General features: G+C 63.0%; 20 protein-coding genes and 1 pseudogene. 7 read left to right on the forward strand and 14 right to left on the reverse strand.

Features of this window, described 5'->3' with window-relative positions; all coding sequences use genetic code 11:
- Positions 1-11: 11 nt before the first annotated feature.
- Genes QIW53_RS19720 through QIW53_RS19740 form a run of 5 tightly spaced genes read right to left on the reverse strand, consistent with a single transcriptional unit; the run spans position 12 to position 4,268 of the window.
- On the reverse strand, positions 12-656 hold the full coding sequence (locus QIW53_RS19720) for a tetratricopeptide repeat protein (protein WP_371051310.1): 645 nt from the start codon (positions 654-656) through the stop codon (positions 12-14).
- Positions 653-1,462 (reverse strand): SDR family oxidoreductase, encoded by an 810-nt coding sequence (locus tag QIW53_RS19725; protein WP_371051311.1) that lies wholly within the window; start codon positions 1,460-1,462, stop codon positions 653-655. The genes QIW53_RS19720 and QIW53_RS19725 overlap by 4 nt, the downstream gene beginning before the upstream one ends.
- The gene (locus QIW53_RS19730; protein ID WP_371051312.1) at positions 1,449-2,123 is read right to left on the reverse strand and encodes a TenA family transcriptional regulator; all 675 of its coding nucleotides are present in this window, start codon (positions 2,121-2,123) and stop codon (positions 1,449-1,451) included. The genes QIW53_RS19725 and QIW53_RS19730 overlap by 14 nt, the downstream gene beginning before the upstream one ends.
- A complete protein-coding gene (locus QIW53_RS19735) occupies positions 2,120-3,601 on the reverse strand; it encodes an AMP-binding protein (protein ID WP_371051313.1) in 1,482 nt (493 codons plus the stop codon). Before QIW53_RS19735 ends, QIW53_RS19730 begins: the two co-directional genes overlap by 4 nt.
- Positions 3,591-4,268 carry a thermostable hemolysin gene (locus QIW53_RS19740; RefSeq protein WP_371051314.1) on the reverse strand — a complete coding sequence of 226 codons (678 nt, stop codon included), beginning with the start codon at positions 4,266-4,268 and terminating at the stop codon, positions 3,591-3,593. Before QIW53_RS19740 ends, QIW53_RS19735 begins: the two co-directional genes overlap by 11 nt.
- 201 nt (positions 4,269-4,469) lie before the next feature.
- On the opposite strand from QIW53_RS19740, the gene QIW53_RS19745 reads away from it, so the two are divergent.
- Positions 4,470-5,012 carry a cytochrome b gene (locus QIW53_RS19745; protein ID WP_371051315.1) on the forward strand — a complete coding sequence of 181 codons (543 nt, stop codon included), beginning with the start codon at positions 4,470-4,472 and terminating at the stop codon, positions 5,010-5,012.
- 72 nt (positions 5,013-5,084) lie between these two features.
- Positions 5,085-5,207, forward strand: a pseudogene (locus tag QIW53_RS19750) (DNA-binding response regulator); the annotation flags it as partial.
- A 92-nt stretch (positions 5,208-5,299) separates the two neighbouring features.
- Here QIW53_RS19750 and QIW53_RS19755 read toward each other — a convergent pair.
- Positions 5,300-6,316, reverse strand: a complete 1,017-nt coding sequence (locus QIW53_RS19755; protein ID WP_371051316.1) for a DNA-binding protein — start codon at positions 6,314-6,316, stop codon at positions 5,300-5,302.
- A 176-nt stretch (positions 6,317-6,492) separates the two neighbouring features.
- On the opposite strand from QIW53_RS19755, the gene QIW53_RS19760 reads away from it, so the two are divergent.
- Positions 6,493-7,443, forward strand: coding sequence for a site-specific integrase (locus QIW53_RS19760; protein ID WP_371051317.1), 951 nt, complete (start codon positions 6,493-6,495; stop codon positions 7,441-7,443).
- Between the two features lie 7 nt (positions 7,444-7,450).
- Here the strand turns inward: QIW53_RS19760 and QIW53_RS19765 are convergent, their stop codons facing one another.
- On the reverse strand, positions 7,451-7,915 hold the full coding sequence (locus QIW53_RS19765; RefSeq protein ID WP_371051391.1) for an MEKHLA domain-containing protein: 465 nt from the start codon (positions 7,913-7,915) through the stop codon (positions 7,451-7,453).
- A 142-nt stretch (positions 7,916-8,057) separates the two neighbouring features.
- Between QIW53_RS19765 and QIW53_RS19770 the strand changes: the two genes are divergently transcribed.
- The 4 genes from QIW53_RS19770 to QIW53_RS19785 all read left to right on the forward strand — a co-directional run bounded on the left by QIW53_RS19770 (position 8,058) and on the right by QIW53_RS19785 (position 14,639).
- A complete protein-coding gene (locus QIW53_RS19770) occupies positions 8,058-8,624 on the forward strand; it encodes a hypothetical protein (RefSeq protein ID WP_371051318.1) in 567 nt (188 codons plus the stop codon).
- A gap of 309 nt (positions 8,625-8,933) precedes the next feature.
- The gene (locus QIW53_RS19775) at positions 8,934-10,019 is read left to right on the forward strand and encodes an efflux RND transporter periplasmic adaptor subunit (protein ID WP_371051392.1); all 1,086 of its coding nucleotides are present in this window, start codon (positions 8,934-8,936) and stop codon (positions 10,017-10,019) included.
- Positions 10,016-13,201: an efflux RND transporter permease subunit gene (locus QIW53_RS19780; protein WP_371051319.1), complete on the forward strand. Its 3,186-nt coding sequence runs from the start codon at positions 10,016-10,018 to the stop codon at positions 13,199-13,201. Before QIW53_RS19775 ends, QIW53_RS19780 begins: the two co-directional genes overlap by 4 nt.
- A gap of 1 nt (position 13,202) precedes the next feature.
- The gene (locus tag QIW53_RS19785; RefSeq protein WP_371051320.1) at positions 13,203-14,639 is read left to right on the forward strand and encodes an efflux transporter outer membrane subunit; all 1,437 of its coding nucleotides are present in this window, start codon (positions 13,203-13,205) and stop codon (positions 14,637-14,639) included.
- A gap of 90 nt (positions 14,640-14,729) precedes the next feature.
- Here the strand turns inward: QIW53_RS19785 and QIW53_RS19790 are convergent, their stop codons facing one another.
- The 7 genes from QIW53_RS19790 to QIW53_RS19820 all read right to left on the reverse strand — a co-directional run bounded on the left by QIW53_RS19790 (position 14,730) and on the right by QIW53_RS19820 (position 20,621).
- On the reverse strand, positions 14,730-16,028 hold the full coding sequence (locus QIW53_RS19790; protein ID WP_371051321.1) for an MSMEG_0569 family flavin-dependent oxidoreductase: 1,299 nt from the start codon (positions 16,026-16,028) through the stop codon (positions 14,730-14,732).
- A 49-nt stretch (positions 16,029-16,077) separates the two neighbouring features.
- A complete protein-coding gene (locus tag QIW53_RS19795) occupies positions 16,078-16,407 on the reverse strand; it encodes an MSMEG_0570 family nitrogen starvation response protein (protein WP_201192319.1) in 330 nt (109 codons plus the stop codon).
- Between the two features lies 1 nt (position 16,408).
- On the reverse strand, positions 16,409-17,440 hold the full coding sequence (locus QIW53_RS19800; RefSeq protein WP_371051322.1) for a sll0787 family AIR synthase-like protein: 1,032 nt from the start codon (positions 17,438-17,440) through the stop codon (positions 16,409-16,411).
- Positions 17,433-17,993 carry an MSMEG_0567/Sll0786 family nitrogen starvation N-acetyltransferase gene (locus QIW53_RS19805; RefSeq protein WP_371051323.1) on the reverse strand — a complete coding sequence of 187 codons (561 nt, stop codon included), beginning with the start codon at positions 17,991-17,993 and terminating at the stop codon, positions 17,433-17,435. The genes QIW53_RS19800 and QIW53_RS19805 overlap by 8 nt, the downstream gene beginning before the upstream one ends.
- A 14-nt stretch (positions 17,994-18,007) precedes the next feature.
- Complete coding sequence (locus QIW53_RS19810; protein ID WP_371051324.1) at positions 18,008-19,090, reverse strand: MSMEG_0568 family radical SAM protein; 1,083 nt, start codon at positions 19,088-19,090, stop codon at positions 18,008-18,010.
- Complete coding sequence (locus QIW53_RS19815) at positions 19,077-20,054, reverse strand: Nit6803 family nitrilase (protein WP_371051325.1); 978 nt, start codon at positions 20,052-20,054, stop codon at positions 19,077-19,079. Before QIW53_RS19815 ends, QIW53_RS19810 begins: the two co-directional genes overlap by 14 nt.
- An 84-nt stretch (positions 20,055-20,138) precedes the next feature.
- Positions 20,139-20,621: an MSMEG_0572/Sll0783 family nitrogen starvation response protein gene (locus QIW53_RS19820; protein WP_192308038.1), complete on the reverse strand. Its 483-nt coding sequence runs from the start codon at positions 20,619-20,621 to the stop codon at positions 20,139-20,141.
- Between the last annotated feature and the right edge of the window lie 5 nt (positions 20,622-20,626).

Genomic DNA, 20,626 nt, shown 5'->3' on the forward strand with positions numbered 1-20,626 from the left:
ACGGACTCCTGTCAGCCGAGTTTTTTGTTCACATCCACCAGCAACGCCTCGATCTCCTTGCGGCGACCGGCATCGGCCGTTTCGCGACCGGGACGAGGGGCTGCCGTCAGGGCTTTTTGCAGCGCCGTCCTGGCTTCAGCGTAGCGCTTCTGGCGGTAGAGGTGGTCGCCCCAGAAGTACAGGCTGTCGATGCCGTCGGGGTTTATTTGCAAGGCCTCCTTGAGCAACTGCTCGGCCTTGTCCGAGTCACCGAAGCCGATAGGCCAGCCGGGCACGCGATCATACAACGCGGCGAGACTGGTGTAGGCAGAACCTTGCAGGGCCCTGGGGTCCAGGGCCAGGGCTTTTTCCAGGTCCGCCCTGGCCGCCTTGACCTTGCCCAGCGCACCGAGGCCGCCCTGTGCACCGGCCCAGCTGCTGTTGACGATACCGGACCAGATCCAGGCCTCCGCCACGTTCTGGCGTTCCTGGGTGAAACTGGAGGCTTGGGCGGCCAGTTTTTCGAAGGCTGCGGTGCGTTGCCCCTCAGGCAATTCGTACTGGATGTGTGCCCAGCTCTGCTGGATGGCACTGAGGCGTTGCTGGTCAGCGGCCTCCAGTGCCCAGGCGCCCTGCCCCAGGGCCCCCAACAACAGGAAAGCGGCGATCTTCTTCATGGCTTGGGTTTCTCCGGGTCGGTTTTCTGGCTCAGGCGGCGGATCAGTGGCAGTTGTTTGCGCAAGCCACGGTCCACCAGATGGGGCAGCAGGCTGTTGAGGCGTACGAAAAAGCGCTCCGGCCAGCCCAGGTACACATCGCGTCGATCGACGGCAATCGCGTGAATCACGGCGCTGGCCACGGTGTGCGGATCGTCGACATTCGCCTTCAATGCGTCGTTCAGGGCCTGGGCCGCCGCGCTGTTCATGGTGGTGCGGGTGGCACGCGGGGCGACATAGAGCACACTGACCCGGGTGTCCGCCAACTCGCGGCGCAGGGCTTCGGAAAACCCGCGCAGGGCGAATTTGCTGGCGCAATAACTGGCATAGCCGGGGTAGCCAATCGAGCCATACGTCGAGCCGACATTGACCACCATGGCACTGTCCGCCTGTTTGAGCAGGGGCAGCAGCAACCGGGTCAGGCAGATCGGCGCACTGATGTTCACGGCCAGCAAAGCGTTGATCTCACTGTCGTCCAGCTGTTCGAGCATGGCGAAATGATTGACCCCGGCGGCATTGATCAGCAGGTTGATGCCGCCAAGGGTGTTGGCTTGTGCGTACACTGCGCGACGCTCGGCGGCCACCGTCAAGTCGGCGCCAATCCAGCTCAGGTGCTGCGGATAGCGCTCGAGCAGCGGCGCCAACGGCTGTCGATGCCGGGCCACGGCCAGCACCCGGGCACCACTGGCGCACAGGGCGGTGGCGATGGCCAGACCGATGCCCCCGCTGGCGCCGGTCAACACCACGCGCGCGTCAGACAGGCGCATGCGCGATCTCCCCGTTGCGCGGCAGCTCGCGGAACATGTCGCTGTAAAGTCGGTACACCACCTTGGACGCATGGATGACCGCAGCTTGATCGTCCGGGTTGTCGAGCTTGTCCATCAGGGCGCGGTAGGTCTGCATGTGCTCGATATCCAGCGAACCATGGGAGCTGAGATAACTGAAGGCGGTTTCCGGCAGTGCCAGACGCTCGCGAATGCTGCCAGCGGCGTGGGTCGCCAGGGCAATGCTGGTGCCCTCCAGCACGTTGACCATGCCGAACAGGCCCACCGGGTTGCTCCTGGCAATCAGGTCATAGAGGTAGCTGACCATCAACTCGATGGGCAGGCACGGCTGACCGTCGCGCACACTCGCCCGCTCACCGCCGCAGGCCTCGATGTCGTTGAGGATCCATTGTTCGTGGCCATATTCGTCTTCGATGTATTCGCACACCGCCTTGCGCAACCATTCCAGTCGCGATGGCAGGCGAGCACCGCAGGCCATCATCAACGGCACGGTATGACGGACGTGGTAATAGGCCTGCGCCAGGAATGCGCGATAGCTTTCCAGGCTGACAACGCCCGCCAGCGCATCGCGGATGACCGGCAAGTTGAACAACTCGATGCGTTCCTGTTGCGTAGCCGCTTGCAGCCTGTCAAAAAAACTCATGGTGCGGTTTCCTCGGGAAGTGGGGAGTCGGTCAGTTGCGCCCGATAGCGCTCGATAATGGCGTCACGGCGCGGTCGCCCATTGGCGGTCAGCAAACCGTTGGCGGAGGTGAAGGGTTGATCGAGCCGGGTCCAGTGATGGACCTGGGCATAGTCTGGCAACGCCTCGTTGGCCTGGCGGATGGCGTCGGCCAGTTGTTGGTCCGTGCAGTCCGCGCGGTGCGGCCAGAGCAGCGCATGGTTGTGTGGCATCGCCTCGCCGTAAACGAAAGCCTGAGCGATGTGGTCGCGCTGGGTCAGTTCGGCCTCCACCCACTCCGGGTTCACGTTGCGCCCGAAGCTGGTCACGAACTGATGTTTCTTGCGCCCCTTGAGGTAGAGAAAACCCTCGGCATCGAACTCACCGATGTCACCGCTGGGCCACCATGGATCGGCGGTTGGCGGCTCACCCAGGTAGCCCAGCAGGATCGAGCCCTTGATCAGCACTTCACCGTCCGGCGCCAGGCGCACCTCAAGATGGGGCAACGGCCGTCCGACACTGCCGGGGCGCTGCGCCTGCGGACGATTGAGGCACACCACCGAGGCGCATTCCGACAGGCCGTAGCCCTCGAAAACCGGCAGCCCTACCCGTTCTGCGCGATGCAGCAAGTCTTCGGACACCCGGGCACCGCCCACAGCGGCAAACCGCAGGCTCCGTGGATCGAAGGCCTGGTGTTCGGCCGCGCTGACCAGCATCAGCAACAACTGCGGCACCAGGATCAGGCTCTGGGGCGCCCGACTGGCCAGACAGCCCAGCAATTGCGGCACATTCACGCTGCTGGCTCCTTGAATCCCCAAGGTGTTCTGGCTGGGCAGGCTCAGGGTAGCGCCGGCATACAACGCGGCATAACACCCAATGTTCTCCAGCAGGATTGCCAGGGGCAGCAGCGCCAGATGGTGGTGCGGCTGGGTGGGCTCACTGGCCAGAAACAACTCGCGGGTGACACGCAAGAGGCTGTCGGCACTCAGGCAGACCCCCTTGGGCGTCCCCGTGGTGCCCGAGGTGAAGGTCAATTTGGCGGTGCCCTCCGGCATCCGGCTCGTGCCACTGAAGGTGCGGCACCAGAACCCGCCGTCCCACTCATAACCCGCCGTTTGCAACTCATCGTGCAACGCTGGCTCGGCGATCACCCGCTCGGCCTGACTCTGTTCCAGGCAGTGCTGACGTTGCGCCGGACTGAAAAACGGCGGCAAGGTCACACAGGTCAGGCCTTCGAACAAGGCGGCCAGGTCCCAGAGCATGGCTTCGACACCATTGTCCAACGCCAGCGCAACCACCCTGACCTGCTCATCGCGCAGGCGTTGCTGGCGATAGCTCACTTCGGCATGCAGCGCTGCGTAATCCACCTTGAGTCGATCGCCCCACAACGCCACGGCATTGGTTTTGCGCTCAGCGTGGTTGCGCAGTGCCTGCTTGAATCCTTCCAGTTCAGGCGACATGGCAGGTCCCCTCGATGGACGTCGCCAGGCCCAGGCGGCCGAACAGGCCGATGTTGCCCAGATGGAGGAATCCAGCGCGGATATTGCCCACGTGCACCCAAGGCTTGCTTTCGTAATAGCTGCCCCAGGCATGGCGATCCTCGCCCAGGCGCGCGGGGTCGGCGGCGCACAGGGAAACCGGCTTCAACCCCAGGCGATGAAAGCTGTTCACCAATCCCAGGTTCCCGGTAAAGGCCACCCACTCCAGCCCGCCCATGGCCAGCAGGTACGTCATGGCAATGATGCTCATCCGTGCACTCCCGGTATCGCTGGCCGCCAGATTGCCGACCTCCACGACGGCAGACCGCGCCACGCACTGGCCGGCGGCAGCACTGATCAGCGGATCGATCGCCTCGTCCAGGTAACCTTCCAGAAACAAGGGCCCGGAACTGGCCAGGCGTACGCCCACCACGGCGCTCAGCGCCCCGGACGCATCGCTCATGCCGAACAGCTGCGGCATGAAATGGCGAATGTCCGCACCGTGAGCCGTCCGAAACCGTTGCTGGATAAAGGATTCGAAGACGCCGCGCTCGGCGTCGCCCGGCAATGCTCTGACAAGCTGCAGCTGCGGTGCTTCGGCCTGGCCAAACTGCAGCGGCAGCTGCACGTTCCAGTTGTAGTCGGACATTGGAAAACACCTCCCCGGATCAATTGGGGAGAAGTATCAAAGGGATTTCTTAACGAAGTCTGAAGGTGGGGAAAAACAGGGGCATCGCTGATCTTCAGATTCGCTTAAGGCTCGGCGGGCAATGTGGCCGGCGCCGGTTCAGAGACAACCGGACCCGGCTGTCCGAATGAGTCGGCAGCCAACGACCGCAAGAGGCCCCCAATGACCCGCGACAACACCCCGCAGCACTACGGGAAGCTCTCGATAACCCTGCACTGGCTGATGCTGGCACTGTTTGTCGGTGTGTATGGCTGTATTGAAATAAAAGGACTGCTGCCGCGAGGCGATAGCACGAGGAGCCTTTTCCTTGGGCTGCACGGTGTGTTCGGCCTGGGCATTTTTGCCCTGGTGTGGCTGCGTTTGCTCGGGCGCCTGACGCCGCGTCCCCCCATCACGCCGAAGCCACCCGCCTGGCAGACCGGTGTTTCGCACCTGATGCACCTGGCGCTCTATGGTCTGATGATCGGCACACCGGTGCTGGCCTGGTTGATGCTGGCCGCCGGGGGCAAACCGGTGCCCTACTTCGGCTTCAGCCTGCCGGCACCGATAGCGCTTGACCCGGATTTGGCCAAGCAGCTCAAGTATTGGCACGAACTGCTCGGCAGTACCGGTTACTGGCTGATCGGTCTGCACGCGGCGGCTGCGTTGTTTCACCATTATTATGTTCGCGACAACACCTTGCGCCGGATGCTGCCGAGAGGTTGAGGTTACGACCTGCTGAAACAGCAACAGCCTCAATGCCTGTTCAAACAGGGCCTGCCCGACACTTTGCTCTTAGTCCTGACGGGTGGCCCACGTCACGTGAACAAACACCTTGAGCATATCTACATCAAGCTGGGTGTGGAGACACGGACGGCTGCAACTTCGGTAGCGCTGGCCGCGATGACGAGAGAGGGTTGATCAGGGCGCCGCTCGAGAGCATTTCAACGATGCGCTCATGAGCGGATTTCAGACTCGATCGCTGCTCCGACACCTCACTACCCTGCACACTTTTATTCGTCATTGGTTTCACCTGGTTGGGATTGATTCATGAGTTGCTGCAACGTCGCGACCTCGGCGCGGGATTGCTCCAGCGCGCGCTCGGCCTCGATCGCTTGTTGATGTGCCTGTCGATGCGCCTGGGCGACAGCGCTTTCGAGCTGTTTGATGTCCTCGCGTGACGCAGCGACCTGCCCTTGCAGCAGGTCCCTGGCCCCTTCGGCCCGGGCGAGTGCCGTCTTGAGGTCGGCGTGTTCGTCCGCCAGGCGCTGCATTGAATCGGTTTGGCTGGCCATGGCCTTCGCCTGTTGTCGGGCTTCGCTGAGCAAGCGCTCGTTGTCCCGGTTCAGTCGGGTCAGCTCGTCCTGCTTGACCATCAAGGTCTGCTGCAACTGGCGCAATTCGACCTGAACCTGCTGCAACTGACCTTCGTGCCGACGCTGCTCCTGATCGCGCTGTTCCTTGACCGCGTTGCGGTAGTGCTCCAGCGCCTCGCGGGCGTGCAGGTGTTTTTCTTCCAGGGAGCGGATCTGCTCGTCCTTCTCCTGCACTCGCAGCTCCAGGTCGATGCCGTGCTGACTCAGGCGGGCATTGCGGGTGATTTCAGTCTGCAGGCTGGTCTGGCACAGCTGCAGTTCCTCGGCCTGAGCCGCCAGCGCACTTTTCTGGATATCGGATTCACGTTGCAGGGCGGTGACCTGCGCCGCCGCCGCTGCAAGCTGTTGCTCCAGCGCTTCGCGTTGCTCATCGAAATCCGCCCTGGCCTGGGCGATCTCGACCTTGCCCTCCTCCGTCAGACGTTCGAGCAGGCGGGCGACCAGCGCCGTCAGTTCTTCACTCAAACGCTGCTCAGTCGACTGGGGCCGAGGATCACCCTCATCGATCTCCCGCAAATAGCGGTGAATGGTGGTCTTCGAGCCGGTGTTTCCCAGTTCGATGCGCACTGCATCGATGCTCGGGTTTTCCCCGCGTGCCAGCAACGACTCCCGCGCCTTCAGCACAACCACCTTGTTTACACCACCGCGTGCCATGTTCACTCCTACGATTTCATACTGTACTACGTAACACGTAAACACATACTACGTTGCGTATGAACTTAGCACAAATGAATGCTTCGTCTTTGGTAAGATAATTGAGCGTTATCGCATCAGATGAGCGTTTTTCGTCTTTCAACATCCGCCGACGGCAAGCTTGCAGGCATATCGAAATGAACAAGGTTGATCGCTATCTCCAGGCCGGCACTCGGGAAAACACCCGACGCAGCTACCGTGCAGCGGTGGAGCACTTCGAAGTGACCTGGGGCGGGTTCCTGCCGGCCACCGGCGATGGCATCGTGCGCTACCTCGCCGAGTACGCGGACAAGCTGGCTATCAGCACGTTGAAGCAGCGGCTGGCGGCGCTGGCCCAGTGGCACATCACCCAGGGCTTTCCGGATCCGACGAAGACGCCCACCGTCAAACAGATGATCAAGGGCATCCGGGCGTTGCACCCCGCCCAGGAAAAACAGGCCGCCCCGCTGCTGCTGGTTCATCTGGAACAAGCCGTGGCCTGGCTGGAGCGAGAGGCAGCATTGGCGGCCGAACGCGGACACTGGCCCGGCGTGTTGCGCCATCGTCGGGACATCGCGCTGGTGCTGATTGGATTCTGGCGCGGATTTCGCGGGGATGAACTGGCACGCCTGCAGGTCGAACACACCCAGGCCCAGGCCGGCGCCGGTATCACCTTTTACCTGCCGCAAACCAAAGGCGATCGACAACACCTGGGGGCGACTTACCAGACGCCGGCCTTGAAAACGCTATGCCCCGTTGAGGCCTACATCAACTGGATCACCGCTGCCGGCCTTGCTCGTGGACCGGTGTTCAGGAAGATCGATCGCTGGGGCAATCTTGCCGAGGACGGTATCAACGCCAACAGCCTGATCCCCCTGCTTCGGCGCATTTTCAGGCAGGCGGGCGTTCCGGCCGACCTCTACAGCAGCCACTCGATGCGTCGCGGCTTTGCGACCTGGGCCTCGGCGAACGGTTGGGACATCAAGGGCCTGATGAGCTATGTGGGTTGGAAGGATGTGAAATCGGCGCTGCGTTATGTAGACTCTACCGCGTCATTTGGCGGGTTGGCGGTTCAGGTGTCCGCCACACCGCCGCGAATGATCGGTTGAACGCGCTTCAGCAGTCCTGTAACCGGCCCACCGGCGCAGGGTGTGGCCAGAACAAAGCCGCCTGCCCCTGCCGCACACCCTCTGCGTCCAGCACTTCCCAGACAATGCCGTCATGGATCATGAACGGTTGGCCATGGCGGTCTACCCGGTAGCCGGTGTAGCCCGAGGCAATGCCCTTGGCCGTCACCACCTCCAGCAGGGTCTGGCGCGCCGCCCGGTCAAGGCTCGAGGCGCTGAACCGCGAAGGCATGGCGCAAAACACCTCTGGTTCATATTTGAAACAGCTCAAGGCGCATGCATTGGTGTAGATGAAATGCGGGTCGGCATCATTATTGTGCGCTACCAGGCTGTAGGGCGCTTGGTCATGTATCCATTGCTCGCGCGAACCCTCGAAGGACTCGGAACAGGGCAAACCCTGCCCTGTCCATCGGCGGTAGGAATCGTCCAGTTGCTGAATGATGTGGGTCGGAATCAAAACGTGCACTTCCTGTAGATGGCCTGCGGTGGCACATGATTAACCACATCGGAGATCCATGGCTATGCTTTGACGACTGCGCCCTGTGTCCTGCATTCCATTGCGCAGTCCTTCTTCCCTCACATGGAAACGCAGGCCCATGAAACCTATCCGTTTTCTCACCTATGCAGCGGCTCTCGCCTCAATTGTCAACCTGGCCCACGCCGCCGAAATCCCGCTGGAAAGCAAAACGCTGGAGGGCCAGATCAGTACCCGGGTGCTGGCCGTTGATCCGGCCAACTACCAGGTGACCATCGAAGACGCCCAGGCCAAACCGCTGACCCTTCAGCTCACTGATCAGGCGAAAAACCTGCACAACCTGAAAGTCGGCGACCAGGTCGATATCCAGGTGCTGCGTTCGGTCGCCTACGTGCTCGACACCAATGTCGGCGAACAACCGGGCGTGACCCATGAAGCCATGGTTGCCCGCGCCACCAAGGACAACCCCAACCCCGGCGGCGAGGCCGTTCGCCAGGTCAAGGTCACGTCCAAGATCACGGCCATCGACCTGAAGAAGCATGAAGTGACCTTGCTGCCTCCCGACGGCCCCGTTCGGGTCGTCAAAGTCGAAGACCCCGAGCTTCAGACCCGGATGAGCAACCTCAAGGTCGGTCAGACCGTGGATGCCATCTTCACTGAAGTCCTGAACGTCAAGACCTCACGCTGATCGACGCTTTTCCTGTGGCAGCGCGCCTGCTCGCGATGCGGTACCTGACGATGCGTGCGGCCATGGTTAGCGCAACGGCGCAGATTGTAGGGACTGCGCCGGGTTTCACGGTTGTTAGCGCCGCGCAAATTTTGTGACTACGCTTGCTTTCGGGGACCTTCAAGGAGCGGGCAGATGAGTGTGAATTCATTCGTTGTCAGGCAGCGCTTGAGCGTGCCGATTGTCGTTCTGACAGGTCTTTCGAGCCTGCTCGCCGGGTGCGGGAAAGAACCCGCCGCCCCGGTTCGCCAGCCTCCCGACGTCACCGTCATGACCATCAAGGCCTCCGACACCCCGGTGACCTTCGAATTCGTCGCCCAGACCCAGAGCTCCCGTGAAGTGGAGATCCGTGCGCGGGTCGCCGGCTTCCTCGACAAACGCCAATACACCGAAGGCGACCTGGTGAAAACCGGCCAGGTCCTGTTCCAGATGGATCGCAAGCCGTTCGAGGCGGCGCTCGCGTCGGCCCAGGGCCAGATGGCCCAGCAACAGGCGCGCTGGGAAGTGGCCAAGGCCACCCTCGCCCGCGTCCGTCCGCTGGCGGCGCAGAATGCCGTGAGCAAGATGGACCTGGACAACGCCGTCGGCGCGGAGCGCGAGACCAAGGCCGCCGTGCTCGCGGCGGAAGGCGCGGTGCGCACCGCGCAGTTGAACCTGAGCTACACCACCATCACCTCGCCGCTCAATGGTCTGTCCAGTGACGCGAAAAAACAGGAAGGCAGCTACGTCACGCCCGGTGAATCGGGGCTGCTGACTTCGGTTTCGCAGATGGACCCGATGTACGTCAACTTCAGCCTGTCGGAGAACGAAAACCTCAAGTACCGCGATGAAATCGCCGCCGGGCACCTGAAATTTCCGCCGACAAGCGACTTTGTCGTGGAGGTGATACTGGCTGACGGCACTGTGGTGCCCGAGAAAGGCAAGGTGAACTTCCTGGCGCCGTCCTACAGCCAGGAAACCGGGACCTTCCTGGTTCGCGCCGTGCTGGCCAACCCCAACGGCCTGCTGCGCCCTGGCCAGTTCGTGCGCGCGCTGGCCAAGGGCGCGTCGCGACCGGATGCGATCCTGGTGCCGCAAAAGGCCGTGCTCGAAGGTGCCAAAAGCCAGTTTGTCTGGGTCGTCAATGGCGAAGGCAAAGCCGAACAACGGGTGGTCGAGGTCGGCGAATGGCAAGGCGACAACTGGTTCATCAACAAAGGGCTGCGCGCTGGCGAACGTATCGTGGTCGACGGTACCCTCAGGGTTTCGCCGGGCGCCGCGTTGAAAATCGCCGAAGCTTCGACTCCCGCGCCCGTGCCCACTGGATCCGGCCAGACGATAAAGGCCGGGACGCCAGCGGGCGGTAAAAGCCCATGAGCATCTCCCACTATTGCATCGACCGGCCGATCTTCGCCTCGGTCATTTCCATCGTCATCACCCTGGCCGGTGCGGTGGCCATGCTCGCGCTGCCCGTCGCCCAATACCCGGACATCACGCCGCCGCAAATCACTGTCGCGGCGACCTACCCCGGCGCAGATGCGCAGGTGGTGGCCAACAACGTCGCCGCACCCATCGAGCAACAGGTCAACGGCGCCGACAACATGATCTACATGAACTCGTCGAGCTCGGCGACGGGCAACATGACCCTCAACGTGTTCTTCGAGATCGGCACCGACCCGGCACTGGCCCAGGTCGACGTGCAGAACCGGGTCAACCTGGCGTTGCCGCAACTGCCGTCCGCCGTGCAGAGCCAGGGCATTCAGGTGCAGAAGAAATCCTCGGCCTTCATGATGGTGCTGGCGGTGTACTCCGCCGGCGACCGCTACGACAGCACCTACGTCGCCAACTACGCCAACCTCTATGTGCTCGACGCACTCAAGCGCATTCCCGGTGCCAACCAGGCCAGCATCTTCGGCACGCCGGATTATGCGATGCGCATCTGGCTCAAACCCGATCGCATGGCGCAGCTGGGCATCACCGCTGCCGACGTGCAAAAGGCCGTGGCCAACCAGAACCAGCAGTTCGCCGTCGGCCGTGTCGGCCAATCGCCGACCGGCGCGCCGGTGGAGCAGTCGTTTGCGGTCACGACCCAGGGCCGCATGACGGAACCTGCCGAGTTCGAGAACATCATCCTGCGCGCCAGCAACCAGGGCGCGGCCATCGTGCGTCTCAAGGACGTCGGCCGCGCCGAGCTGGGGCAAAAGGACTACTCGCTGCGCAGCACCTATCAGGGCAAACCGGCGACGCTGATCGCCGTGTACCAGCAACCCGGCGCCAACGCCCTGGACGTATCGGCGGCGGTGACCAAGACCCTGGCCGACATGAAGGCGACCTTTCCCGAGGGCATCGAATACAAGATCGTGATGGACACCACCGCCTTCACCCGCGCGTCGATCAACGAGGTGATCCACACCTTTTTCGAAGCGCTCGTCCTGGTGGTGATCGTGGTGTTCCTGTTCCTGCAGAGCCTGCGCGCCACGCTGATTCCGGTGATCGCGGTGCCGGTATCGATTGTCGGCACCTTCATCGGCATGCTCGCGCTGGGCTTCTCGGTGAACATGCTGACGCTGTTCGGCATGGTGCTGGCCATCGGCATCGTGGTCGATGACGCGATCGTGGTGATCGAGAACGTCGAACGCAACATGCACGTGCACAAGATGACGCCCAAGGATGCCGCCAAGCGGGCGATGGACGAAGTGGCGGGCCCGGTGGTCGCGATCGTGCTGGTGCTGTGCGCGGTGTTCATTCCGGTGGCGTTCATGGGCGGCATCACCGGCCAGCTGTATAAACAGTTCGCGATCACCATCGCCATTTCCGTGGTGATTTCCGGTCTGGTGGCCCTGACCTTGTCACCGGCCCTCGCGGCGTTGCTGCTCAAGCCGCAGCAGGGCGAAAAAAATGCATTTTTCCGTTGGTTCGAACGCAGTTTCGAACGCATGACCGAGGGCTATTCGCGCGCGGTGGCGTTCATGATCAAGCGCTTCGTGGTCGCGTTGCTGCTGTTCGCCGGCATGATCGTGCTGATTTTGCTGATGGCCCAGCGCATACCCAGTGCCTTCCTGCCGCCCGAAGACCAGGGTTATCTGCTCGGCGCGGTGATCATGCCCGACGCCGCCAGCCTGGATCGCACCGGCGCGATGGGTCAGGTGGCCAGTGATTTCTTCATGAACGATGCTTCCGTCGAAGGCGTGGCCATCGTCAACGGCTACAGCCTGCTGGACGGCCAGAACAAGAACAACGCCGCTGCGTTCTTCGTCGGTTTCAAGGATTTCGAGGAGCGCTACAAGGACTCGGACACCATCCGCCAGCAAAGCGCCCCGGCGGTGATCCAGAAAGCCGCGCATGCCTTTTCCACTGTCCAGGAAGGCATCATCCTGCCGGTCAATCCGCCGTCCATTCCTGGCCTGGGCACCACCGGCGGCATGGAGGTGTGGGTGCAAAGCAAGGGCGATGCGGGGGTCGATCAGTTGGCGGAAATGGTCGGCACCCTGATTGCCAAGGCCAAGGACCGCCCGGAACTGGGGGCTATCACCTCGACCTTCAACGTCCATTCCCGGCAACTGATGGTCGATGTCGACCGGGAAAAGGCCGAGTCGCTGGGGGTACCGGTCGAAGATGTCTACAGCGCCATGCAAACCATGTTCGGCTCGTTGTACGTGTCGCAATTCAACAAGTTCAGCCGGCTGTGGCAAGTGATCCTGCAGGCCGAACCGTCCTATCGCCTCAAGGCCGAAGACTTGCAGCAAATTTACGTGCGCAACCGAAACCTCGACATGGTGCCACTCAAGGCCGTGCTGACCTCCCGCTACGTTACAGGTCCCGACCTGCTGACGCGTTTCAACAACTTCCCGGCGGTCAAACTCACCGCCAACGCAGCGCCCGGCTACAGCTCCGGGCAGGCGCTGAATGCGCTGGAAGAGATCAGCGCCGAGATCATGTCCAGCGACTATGCGCTGGCACTGAGCGGCGAAGCCTTCGAAGAGAAAAAGAGCGGTGGCGCTTCCTCACAGGTGTTCATCTTCGGCCTGGTGATGGTGTTCCTGATCCTGGCGGCGCAATACGAGAAATGGTCGTTGCCGGTGGGTGTACTGCTGGCGGTGCCCTTCGCGCTGTTCGGTGCCCTGCTCGCCGTGCTGATTCGCGGGCTGAGCAACGACGTGTACTTCCAGATCGGCCTGACCATGCTGGTGGCGCTGGCCGCGAAAAACGCCATCCTGATTTTCGAGTTCGCGGTGCTCAACCGCGAAGCCGGCATGTCGGCCTATGACGCGGCGATGACCGCTGCCAGGGAACGTCTGCGGCCCATTGTCATGACCTCGCTGGCGTTCATCCTCGGCTGCGTGCCGTTGGCGATTGCCGTGGGCGCGTCGGAAAACAGCCGTCACTCCATCGGCACCGGGGTGATCGGCGGCATGCTGGCGGCGACGGTGATCGCGGTGTTCTTCATCCCGCTGTTCTATTACCTGGTGGAGCGAATGTTCGGCAGCAAGGATGCCGAACAGCAGGAGTCGGGCCCGGTTCCCCACGGCGCGGCACAGCGTCGGCTTGAGGAGGACTGACATGCGCCCTTCTTCGCTCGTTTTGCTGCTGGGCTTGAGCCTGACCGGTTGCATGGTCGGCCCGGATTATCACGCGCCCGAGATCGAAACCCCTGCGGCCTACCGCTATGCGGACAAGGAAGCGAGGAACCTGTCCAACACCTTGTGGTGGGAGCAGTTCCAGGATCCGGTGCTCAATGAGTTGATTCGCAGTGCCCTGCTGGAAAACAAGGACATCAAGATTGCCGCCGCCCGCGTGGAGCAATTCCAGGGACGCTACGGGCAAACCCGTTCGCTGTATTTTCCCCAGGTCGGGCTGGGTGCACAGGGGCAGCGCAACCGGGCGCCACGGGACAATGGCCCGGCTCCCCTGAGTTCGTCCATCGATCCCATCTACAACAATTACCAGGCGCTGCTCAGCGTCGATTGGGAACTGGATGTCTGGGGCCGACTGCGCCGTCTCAACGAGTCTGCCCGCGCCGACCTGCTGGCCTCCGAGGAAGGCCGGCGTAGCGTGATTCTCAGTCTGGTGGCTTCGGTGGCCAGCAGCTACGTGACCCTGCGTGACCTCGACCGGGAACTGGAGATCGCCCGCACCACCGCCAAGGCGCGGGGTGATTCCTTTGAAATCTTCAGGCTGCGCTTTGGCGCCGGGACCATCTCGGAAATGGAACTGGCGCAGAACCAGTCCGAGTACCAGCGCACCCTGGCATCGGTGGCGCAACTGGAGCCGCAGGTGGCGCAGCAGGAAAACCTGCTGGCCGTGCTGCTGGGGCGCAATCCGGGTCCGATCCTTCGTGGCCGCGATCTGGGCCAACTGACGCTGCCGACGGTGCCGGCCGGCCTGCCCTCGGACTTGCTGGAGCGCCGGCCCGACCTGCGCCAGGCCGAGCTCAACCTGATCTCGGCGAACGCGCAGATCGGCGCGGCCAAGGCGCAGTATTTCCCCACCATTTCCCTGACCGGCGTGCTGGGGTCGGTCAGCGACCAATTGTCGAACCTGTTCACCGGCCCTGCGGCAACCTGGTCCTACGGGGTGGCGGCGAACATGCCGATCTTCACCGGCGGCGGCATCGCCGGGCAGGTGCAACAGGCCGAGGCGTTCCAACAGGAAGCGCTGCTCAGCTATCAGAAAGCCATTCAAGCGGCCTTCGGTGACGTGGAGAACGCGCTGGTCGCCTCCAGCAAATCCCGCGAGCAAATGGCCCGCCAGGCCAGCCAGGTCGAGGCGCTGCGCACCTACGCCCACTACGCACGCCTGCGCTATGACAACGGCTACACCAGCTACATCGAAGTGCTCGACGCCGAGCGCAGCCTGTTCGATGCCGAACTCGATTACACCCGCACCCGAGGCGCCGTGTTCACCTCGATGATCGATCTGTACAAGGCCACCGGCGGCGGCTGGGTGAACGAGGCGGACCGGCTGACGGCGTCGCAGCCCTCTCCCGCGCAGCCATGAACCCAGCGCAAGCCACCAACGCCTCGGCAAGGCTCGACCGCGCCCCGAACCTCCCGCATATTGTCCAGAGACCGGGGCTTGCGCAGAAAATCACTTCGCGACCGCTTGCCTCACCTCGGCAGGTGCTTCACGCGACACACGGATGCGATCCACCAGGAACTGCGCATCCTTGGCCACCCCGGAAAAACGCCCGGAACCCCAGGTGTACAGCCACGGCAACCCCAGAAAGTACAGGCCGGGCTGGGCCGTGACACCGCGCTGGTGGGCGGGATGGCCGCGACCGTTGAAGACCGGCGCCTCGAGCCAGCTGAAATCCGGACTGAAGCCGATGCACCAGATGATGCTGGTAATGCCTTCCTGCTCGAGGTCCAGTTCGTTGCACGGCTGTTCCGGAGTCCAGACCGGCTGGTAACGCTCACCGAGTGGCGCCTCGATCGCGTGCTCTTCGATGTACTTGTCTATCGAGGCGTTGATGCGGTTGTACACGGCATCGGCGCTGTCCAGGCTCTGCACCAGGTTGTTGGCGAATTGCAGGCGCGTACCCTGCAACCCGTCCAGGCGACCGAACAGCCGCATGCCTTCGCGGGCGAAGTGGCGCAGATCAATATCGCGCCCGCCATCGCGGCCCGTAACGTAGTGATTGGTGTTGTCGCGCACGCCTTCCCGCAGGGGGTGTGTGTCGACGCCGATATCGTAGTAGCCCATCTGCGCCAACCAGTCGACCACGTCCCGGCCCCGATAGAAACGCGCGCAACGCGGAGCATCGCCCACCGCCAGGTAGACCTTGCGCCCGGCCAGGTGCAAGTCCTCGGCAATTTGCGCGCCCGATTGCCCGGAACCGACCACCAGCACGTTGCCTGCGGGCAACGCCTGGGGATTGCGGTACTGCTCGGAATGGATCTGGTTGACGGCCACCGGCAAACGCTCTGCCAGGCGTGGAATGATCGGCGTGTGGTAACCGCCGGACGCCACGATCACCTGGTCGGCGCTGAACTCGCCCTGTGAGGTGTGTACCTGGAAGCCGCCCTCGGCGCGAGGAATCACCCGCTGCACGGCAACCCCTTCACGTACTGGCGCATTGACCTTTTTGACGAATCCGGCCAGGTATTGGTTGATTTCGTCCTTTCTCATGAACCCGTGCGGGTCGGTGCCTTTGAAGTCGTCGTTGTAGCTGTAGCCCGGCAAGGCGCATTGCCAGTTCGGGGTCACCAGGCTGAAGGCGTCCCAGCGCTGGTTACGCCAGGTATGGGTCACGCTGTGCTTTTCCAGGACCAGGTGATCGATGTTCTCGCGTTGCAGGTAATAGCTGGCGGACAACCCGGCCTGACCGCCGCCGACGACGATCACGCTGTAATGCAGGGGTTTGATTGAGGTAAGTGGGCGGGTCATGTGCGGCTCCGGTCATCGGTGATGAAAGGGTGAGAGAAAGATCGATCAGTCAGAATGAGCCCCAGCCCGCACCGATCACCTGGCCGGCGCCTTCGGTACGCATGCTGAGAATCTCCACCTGCCCTTCGCCAGGATCTGGCAGGTAGCTGGCCTGGCCCTTGAGCGAGTTCAAGGTGTCCATGGCCGAACTGCAATAGAACCCCTTGACCTCCCTGACCCGCTCCGAGGCGTTGTTCAACGCACTGTCCAGGCGTTGCAGGAAGTCCGTGAGCGGGTAGCTGGCACCCTCTTCCAGGTACTGGAAAATCACGGTCGAGGGCGAGTAGCCGGTGGCTTCCCGGCCATTGGGCCAGCGAATCTTGAAATTGACGGCGGGCATGTCAGTGCTCCTGTTGTGCAAGGTTTAAAGGGCTGAGGTCGAGATGGGAGTAGCTGAAGCCGGTGAAGGCCTGCTCACGCAAGTTCCAGAACGGCGCCTGCTGCAGGCCGAGGCGAGTACGCAATGCGCCGTCGGCGGTGACCTGGCCAATGCGTGCGCAACACACGCCTTCGAAAGCGAATGCGCTCTGCACCTGAGGCCAGTCCCGCTCATCGAGGGTCATCAGGAACCCGTAGCTGGGAAACACCTGCAGCCAGCGAAGCCATTCGGCCCCCGGCGGACGCGGCAGCGCGCACAGGTCGATGGTCGCACCGCAACCGGTGGCTTCCAGCAGCATCAACAGGCTGCCGAGCACCCCGGCATTGCTGATGTCTTTGGCGGCGTGCAGCAGTCGGGCCTCGGCCAGGCGTGGCAGGACGTCGAGCTTGCTGCGCAGGCGTTCGGCGGGTACGCCTTCGAAGGCTTTCCAATAGGGGCTGTCGGCATGCCAGACGCCGTCGAGGTCCACCGCCATGGCGATGATCTGGCCGGGGGCGACATGCAGGGTCGACAGCAAGGTGTGCGCAATGCCAGTAATGGCCACGGCCAGCGCGCTCGGATGGCCGGAGGCGAGGCTGGTGTGCCCACCGGCCAGCAACAGACCATAGGCGGCGCAGGCGGCGCGAATACCTGCCAGCATCTGCTGCGCCGCTGCGTCGTCGTGATGCCAATAGGCATTGACCACCGCCGTCGCCCGCCCGCCCATGGCGGTGATATCGCTGACATTGGCCATGACCGCCGACCAGCCGGCGAACCACGGCGCCGCCTCGACGAACGCCGGCAACATGCCTTCAATGGCCAGTAGCTGAAAATGCTCGCCACAGGCGATGGCGGCCGTGTCATCGCCCGGCAGCGCGTAGAGCTGCTCTCGGCTCAGCGAGTGCCCGGCAGCCCCGATGGCGGCGGCGGGCTGCTGGATCGCCTGCTTGGCGCGCATCGCCGGGGTATTGCGCAACGTCTCGAGCAGCGTCGACAGATCCACGAACTCAGTCATGTCGGGCCACCTTCAATGCCCGCAGCGACACCTGGCGCGGCATCAACGGGTAGCGCGGCAGATCCGCCTGCATCAGGCAATGGGGCTGGCCGAGCAGTTCCAGGGTTTCAAGGGTTTGCCAGCCCAGGCCATGGAAATACCCTTCGTTTTGCACCTGCACCGTGGCCCGGAACACTTCGCACCCCAGGTCCTGGGCGCGCGACACGGCCTCATTGACCAACGCGGTGCCAATCAGGCTGTGGCGTCGATACGCCGGGGCCACACAGAGCCGGCCACCAAACCAGAGCCCCGGTTGCGGTTGATAGATGCGCACCGCGCCCACCACCTGATCGGCCATGCCGCAGCTGCCAGCGAGGGCGACGATGGCAATTGCCTGGAAATCGTGGCGGTCCTTGTCCTGCGCCAGGAGCTGTTGCTCATCGGAAAACACCGAGCGACGCAGCGCGTAGTAGGCCTGTTTCTCCCAGTGTTCGCTGGCCGGCTTGACCAGCAATTCACCGGCGCGGAATGGTTCAAACGTACTGTCGACCAACGCATAGGCGAGATTTGGCATGGACGTTCTCCGGCTTATTCGTAGCTTTTCAGGGCCGAGCACGCGCCGCACTTGGCGCAACCGGCGTTGATCCGATCAGAGTGCAGGCCGTGGCGGCGCAGGCTCGCGCCGATCTGCGGATACAGGCGGGCCATCATCGCGCTGTCGGGTTTGGGGTGATGGGCCAGCGGCGTGCCGTCGATGGGCACGAATGGCACCACGAACGGGTACACCCCCAACGCACACAGACGCTCGCTCATCTCACTGATGGCCACTTCGCTGTCGCCCAACCCGGCGAGGATGTAGGTGCTGACCTGACCACGACCGAACACCTCGACCGCAGCGCTGAAGGCTTCGAAATAGCGACTGAGCGGCACCTGGGCCTTGCCTGGCATGATGCGTTGGCGAACGTCGTCGGTGACCGCTTCGAGGTGCATGCCCAGCGACACCACGCCGCTGTCGGCCAGGCGCCGGAACCAGCGGTCGTCGTCCGGTGGCTCGCATTGCGCCTGAATCGGCAGATCGACCGCTGCCGTCACGGCTGCCGCCGACTCACACAGGATCGCCGCGCCACGGTCGGAGGTTTGGGGCGTGCCGGTGGTCATCACCATGTGCTTGACCCCGTCGAGTTCCACCGCGGCTTTTGCCACTTGCGCCAGTTGCTGCGGACGTTTGCGGGCGATGGTCTTGCCCGCCGCCAACGACTGGCCAATCGCACAGAACTGACAGGAGCTGCCGCGATCGTTGAAGCGGATGCAATGCTGCAATACGGTGGTGGCCAATACGTCGCTGCTGTGCAGGGTGGCGATTTTCCAATAGGGAATACCGTCCGCCGTACTCAAGCCGTAAAACTTCGGCACACCAGGCATCTGCACCTGCCCGACCTGCAAACCTTCGCGAAAAATCAGCGCCTGGCGGCCATCGTCAGTCGGCTGTGCTTGATAAGGTGAGTCCTGGGACGCTTGGTTGAGGATCGGCACCATCATTGTCCGCGCGCCCAGACTCAGCGCCTTGTGGTCCGATGGTCCCGCGCCGCCCTGGCGCGACAGACCGTTTTGCCCGGCGGGCCAGCGCACGCCATGGCATTGCAGCTCCGCCAGCAGTTCATTGGCCTGCATGATCGAACTCCTCGGTGACAGCCACCGCCGGGTGCGGGGTGCGCTCATGGACATGCGCGGTGGGCGTGCGGTCGATCAACAGGCTGAGCAGCTCGGGGCGGCTGTAATGGCCAACCGAATCCATCATCCGCTTGCGTTTGTCGATCAGTGCCAGATCCAGGTCGGCTATCACCACGCCTTCACCGCACCGCAATGGCTCGGCGAGCAGCTTGCCCTCCGGCGACACAATGGCCGTGAAGCAGCCGCCCGAGATCGGACCGGGACCGCAACCGGTGTCCTGCATGATCAGCCCTTGCTGGTCGGCATCCAGCCAGGCCGTGGCGTTGACCACGAAACAACCCGACTCCAGCGCGTGATGTCGGATGGTGACTTCGATCTGCTCGGCAAAAATGTCTCCCACCAGCGACCCGGGGAACATGGCTGCATGGATTTGTTCACCGTCAGCCATCAGGGCGTAGCGGGCCAACGGGTTGTAGTGTTCCCAGCACGCCAGCGAGCCGATCCGGCCGACGCTGCTGTCGATGGCCCGCAGGCCGGAGCCGTCGCCTTGCCCCCAGACCATGCGTTCGTGGTACGTCGGGGTGATCTTGCGTCGATGCTGGATCAGGCTGCCGTCGGCATCGAAGAGCAATTGGGCGTTGTAGATCGTGCCGCCGTCGCGCTCATTGACGCCGATCGACACGACCATCCCCGCCTGTTTGCAGGCCTCGCCGATGGCCAGGGTCGCGGCCGATGGCACGGTGACGGATTGATCGAGCAGCTTGAGATGCTGTGCGCCCATGGCAAACGCTGGCTGCACGAAGGAAAAGTAGGGGTAGTAAGGCACCACCGTTTCCGGGAACACGGCAAACTGCACGCCTTGCCGGCCCAGGGCGATGATCTGCTGGCAGACCTTGTCCACGGTGCCTTCGCGGCTGTAAAGCACCGGGCTGATCTGTACGGCGGCTGCGCGAATGATGGCCATGATGGGTCCTGAAGTCAGAAGTGTTCGAAAGATTGACGCGGTCCTGTGGGAGCGGATGTGTCCCCTCCCACAGAAGCTGTGCCGTCAGGCCGTCCAGGTGTCGATGATCATTGCGCCTTCACGGCGCATCAGCAGGCGCAGGTCCATCACGTCCAGCGGGTTGATCGGGCGGATGCCTTCGATCAGGGCTTTTTCGGTCTGGCCGTACAGCGCTTGCAGAGCGAAACGGCAGGCGTAGACCTCACCGCCCTCCTCCATGAACTGCACCAACTGCTTGTTGACCGCCAGGTGTCCGGGGAAGGCTTCCGCGCCCAGGGTCGGAAAGCCGCGCTGCACGCCCAGCTGCACGCCTGGCCCGTAGAGCAGCACTTTGGTTTCAAAGCCCTTGCGCAGCAGGCGCTTGGCCTGAAGCATGTTGACCAGGCCGATGGAGCCTTCGAACGCAATGGTGTGGAAGGTGATCAGGACTTTCTCGCCCGGTTCGGCTTTGACGTCCTCGAAGACTTTCTCTTCGTAATTGACCAGGAAGTCGCCGTCTTTGTAATGGGGGATATCCACGCTTGGCATAGTGT

This window comes from Pseudomonas fluorescens (assembly GCF_041354075.1).
GTDB lineage: Bacteria > Pseudomonadota > Gammaproteobacteria > Pseudomonadales > Pseudomonadaceae > Aquipseudomonas > Aquipseudomonas fluorescens_CE.

Excerpts from the sequence above, each read along its gene's own strand:
- QIW53_RS19790 (WP_371051321.1), bottom strand. The coding sequence starts at position 16,028 with ATGACCCGCCCACTTACCTCAATCAAACCCCTGCATTACAGCGTGATC.
- QIW53_RS19735 (WP_371051313.1), bottom strand. The coding sequence starts at position 3,601 with ATGTCGCCTGAACTGGAAGGATTCAAGCAGGCACTGCGCAACCACGCT.
- QIW53_RS19800 (WP_371051322.1), bottom strand. The coding sequence starts at position 17,440 with ATGACTGAGTTCGTGGATCTGTCGACGCTGCTCGAGACGTTGCGCAAT.
- QIW53_RS19785 (WP_371051320.1), top strand. The coding sequence starts at position 13,203 with ATGCGCCCTTCTTCGCTCGTTTTGCTGCTGGGCTTGAGCCTGACCGGT.
- QIW53_RS19805 (WP_371051323.1), bottom strand. The coding sequence starts at position 17,993 with ATGCCAAATCTCGCCTATGCGTTGGTCGACAGTACGTTTGAACCATTC.
- QIW53_RS19720 (WP_371051310.1), bottom strand. The coding sequence starts at position 656 with ATGAAGAAGATCGCCGCTTTCCTGTTGTTGGGGGCCCTGGGGCAGGGC.
- QIW53_RS19740 (WP_371051314.1), bottom strand. The coding sequence starts at position 4,268 with ATGTCCGACTACAACTGGAACGTGCAGCTGCCGCTGCAGTTTGGCCAG.
- QIW53_RS19780 (WP_371051319.1), top strand. The coding sequence starts at position 10,016 with ATGAGCATCTCCCACTATTGCATCGACCGGCCGATCTTCGCCTCGGTC.
- QIW53_RS19730 (WP_371051312.1), bottom strand. The coding sequence starts at position 2,123 with ATGAGTTTTTTTGACAGGCTGCAAGCGGCTACGCAACAGGAACGCATC.
- QIW53_RS19770 (WP_371051318.1), top strand. The coding sequence starts at position 8,058 with ATGAAACCTATCCGTTTTCTCACCTATGCAGCGGCTCTCGCCTCAATT.
- QIW53_RS19810 (WP_371051324.1), bottom strand. The coding sequence starts at position 19,090 with ATGCAGGCCAATGAACTGCTGGCGGAGCTGCAATGCCATGGCGTGCGC.
- QIW53_RS19815 (WP_371051325.1), bottom strand. The coding sequence starts at position 20,054 with ATGGCCATCATTCGCGCAGCCGCCGTACAGATCAGCCCGGTGCTTTAC.
- QIW53_RS19745 (WP_371051315.1), top strand. The coding sequence starts at position 4,470 with ATGACCCGCGACAACACCCCGCAGCACTACGGGAAGCTCTCGATAACC.
- QIW53_RS19760 (WP_371051317.1), top strand. The coding sequence starts at position 6,493 with ATGAACAAGGTTGATCGCTATCTCCAGGCCGGCACTCGGGAAAACACC.
- QIW53_RS19795 (WP_201192319.1), bottom strand. The coding sequence starts at position 16,407 with ATGCCCGCCGTCAATTTCAAGATTCGCTGGCCCAATGGCCGGGAAGCC.
- QIW53_RS19755 (WP_371051316.1), bottom strand. The coding sequence starts at position 6,316 with ATGGCACGCGGTGGTGTAAACAAGGTGGTTGTGCTGAAGGCGCGGGAG.
- QIW53_RS19820 (WP_192308038.1), bottom strand. The coding sequence starts at position 20,621 with ATGCCAAGCGTGGATATCCCCCATTACAAAGACGGCGACTTCCTGGTC.
- QIW53_RS19725 (WP_371051311.1), bottom strand. The coding sequence starts at position 1,462 with ATGCGCCTGTCTGACGCGCGCGTGGTGTTGACCGGCGCCAGCGGGGGC.
- QIW53_RS19775 (WP_371051392.1), top strand. The coding sequence starts at position 8,934 with ATGACCATCAAGGCCTCCGACACCCCGGTGACCTTCGAATTCGTCGCC.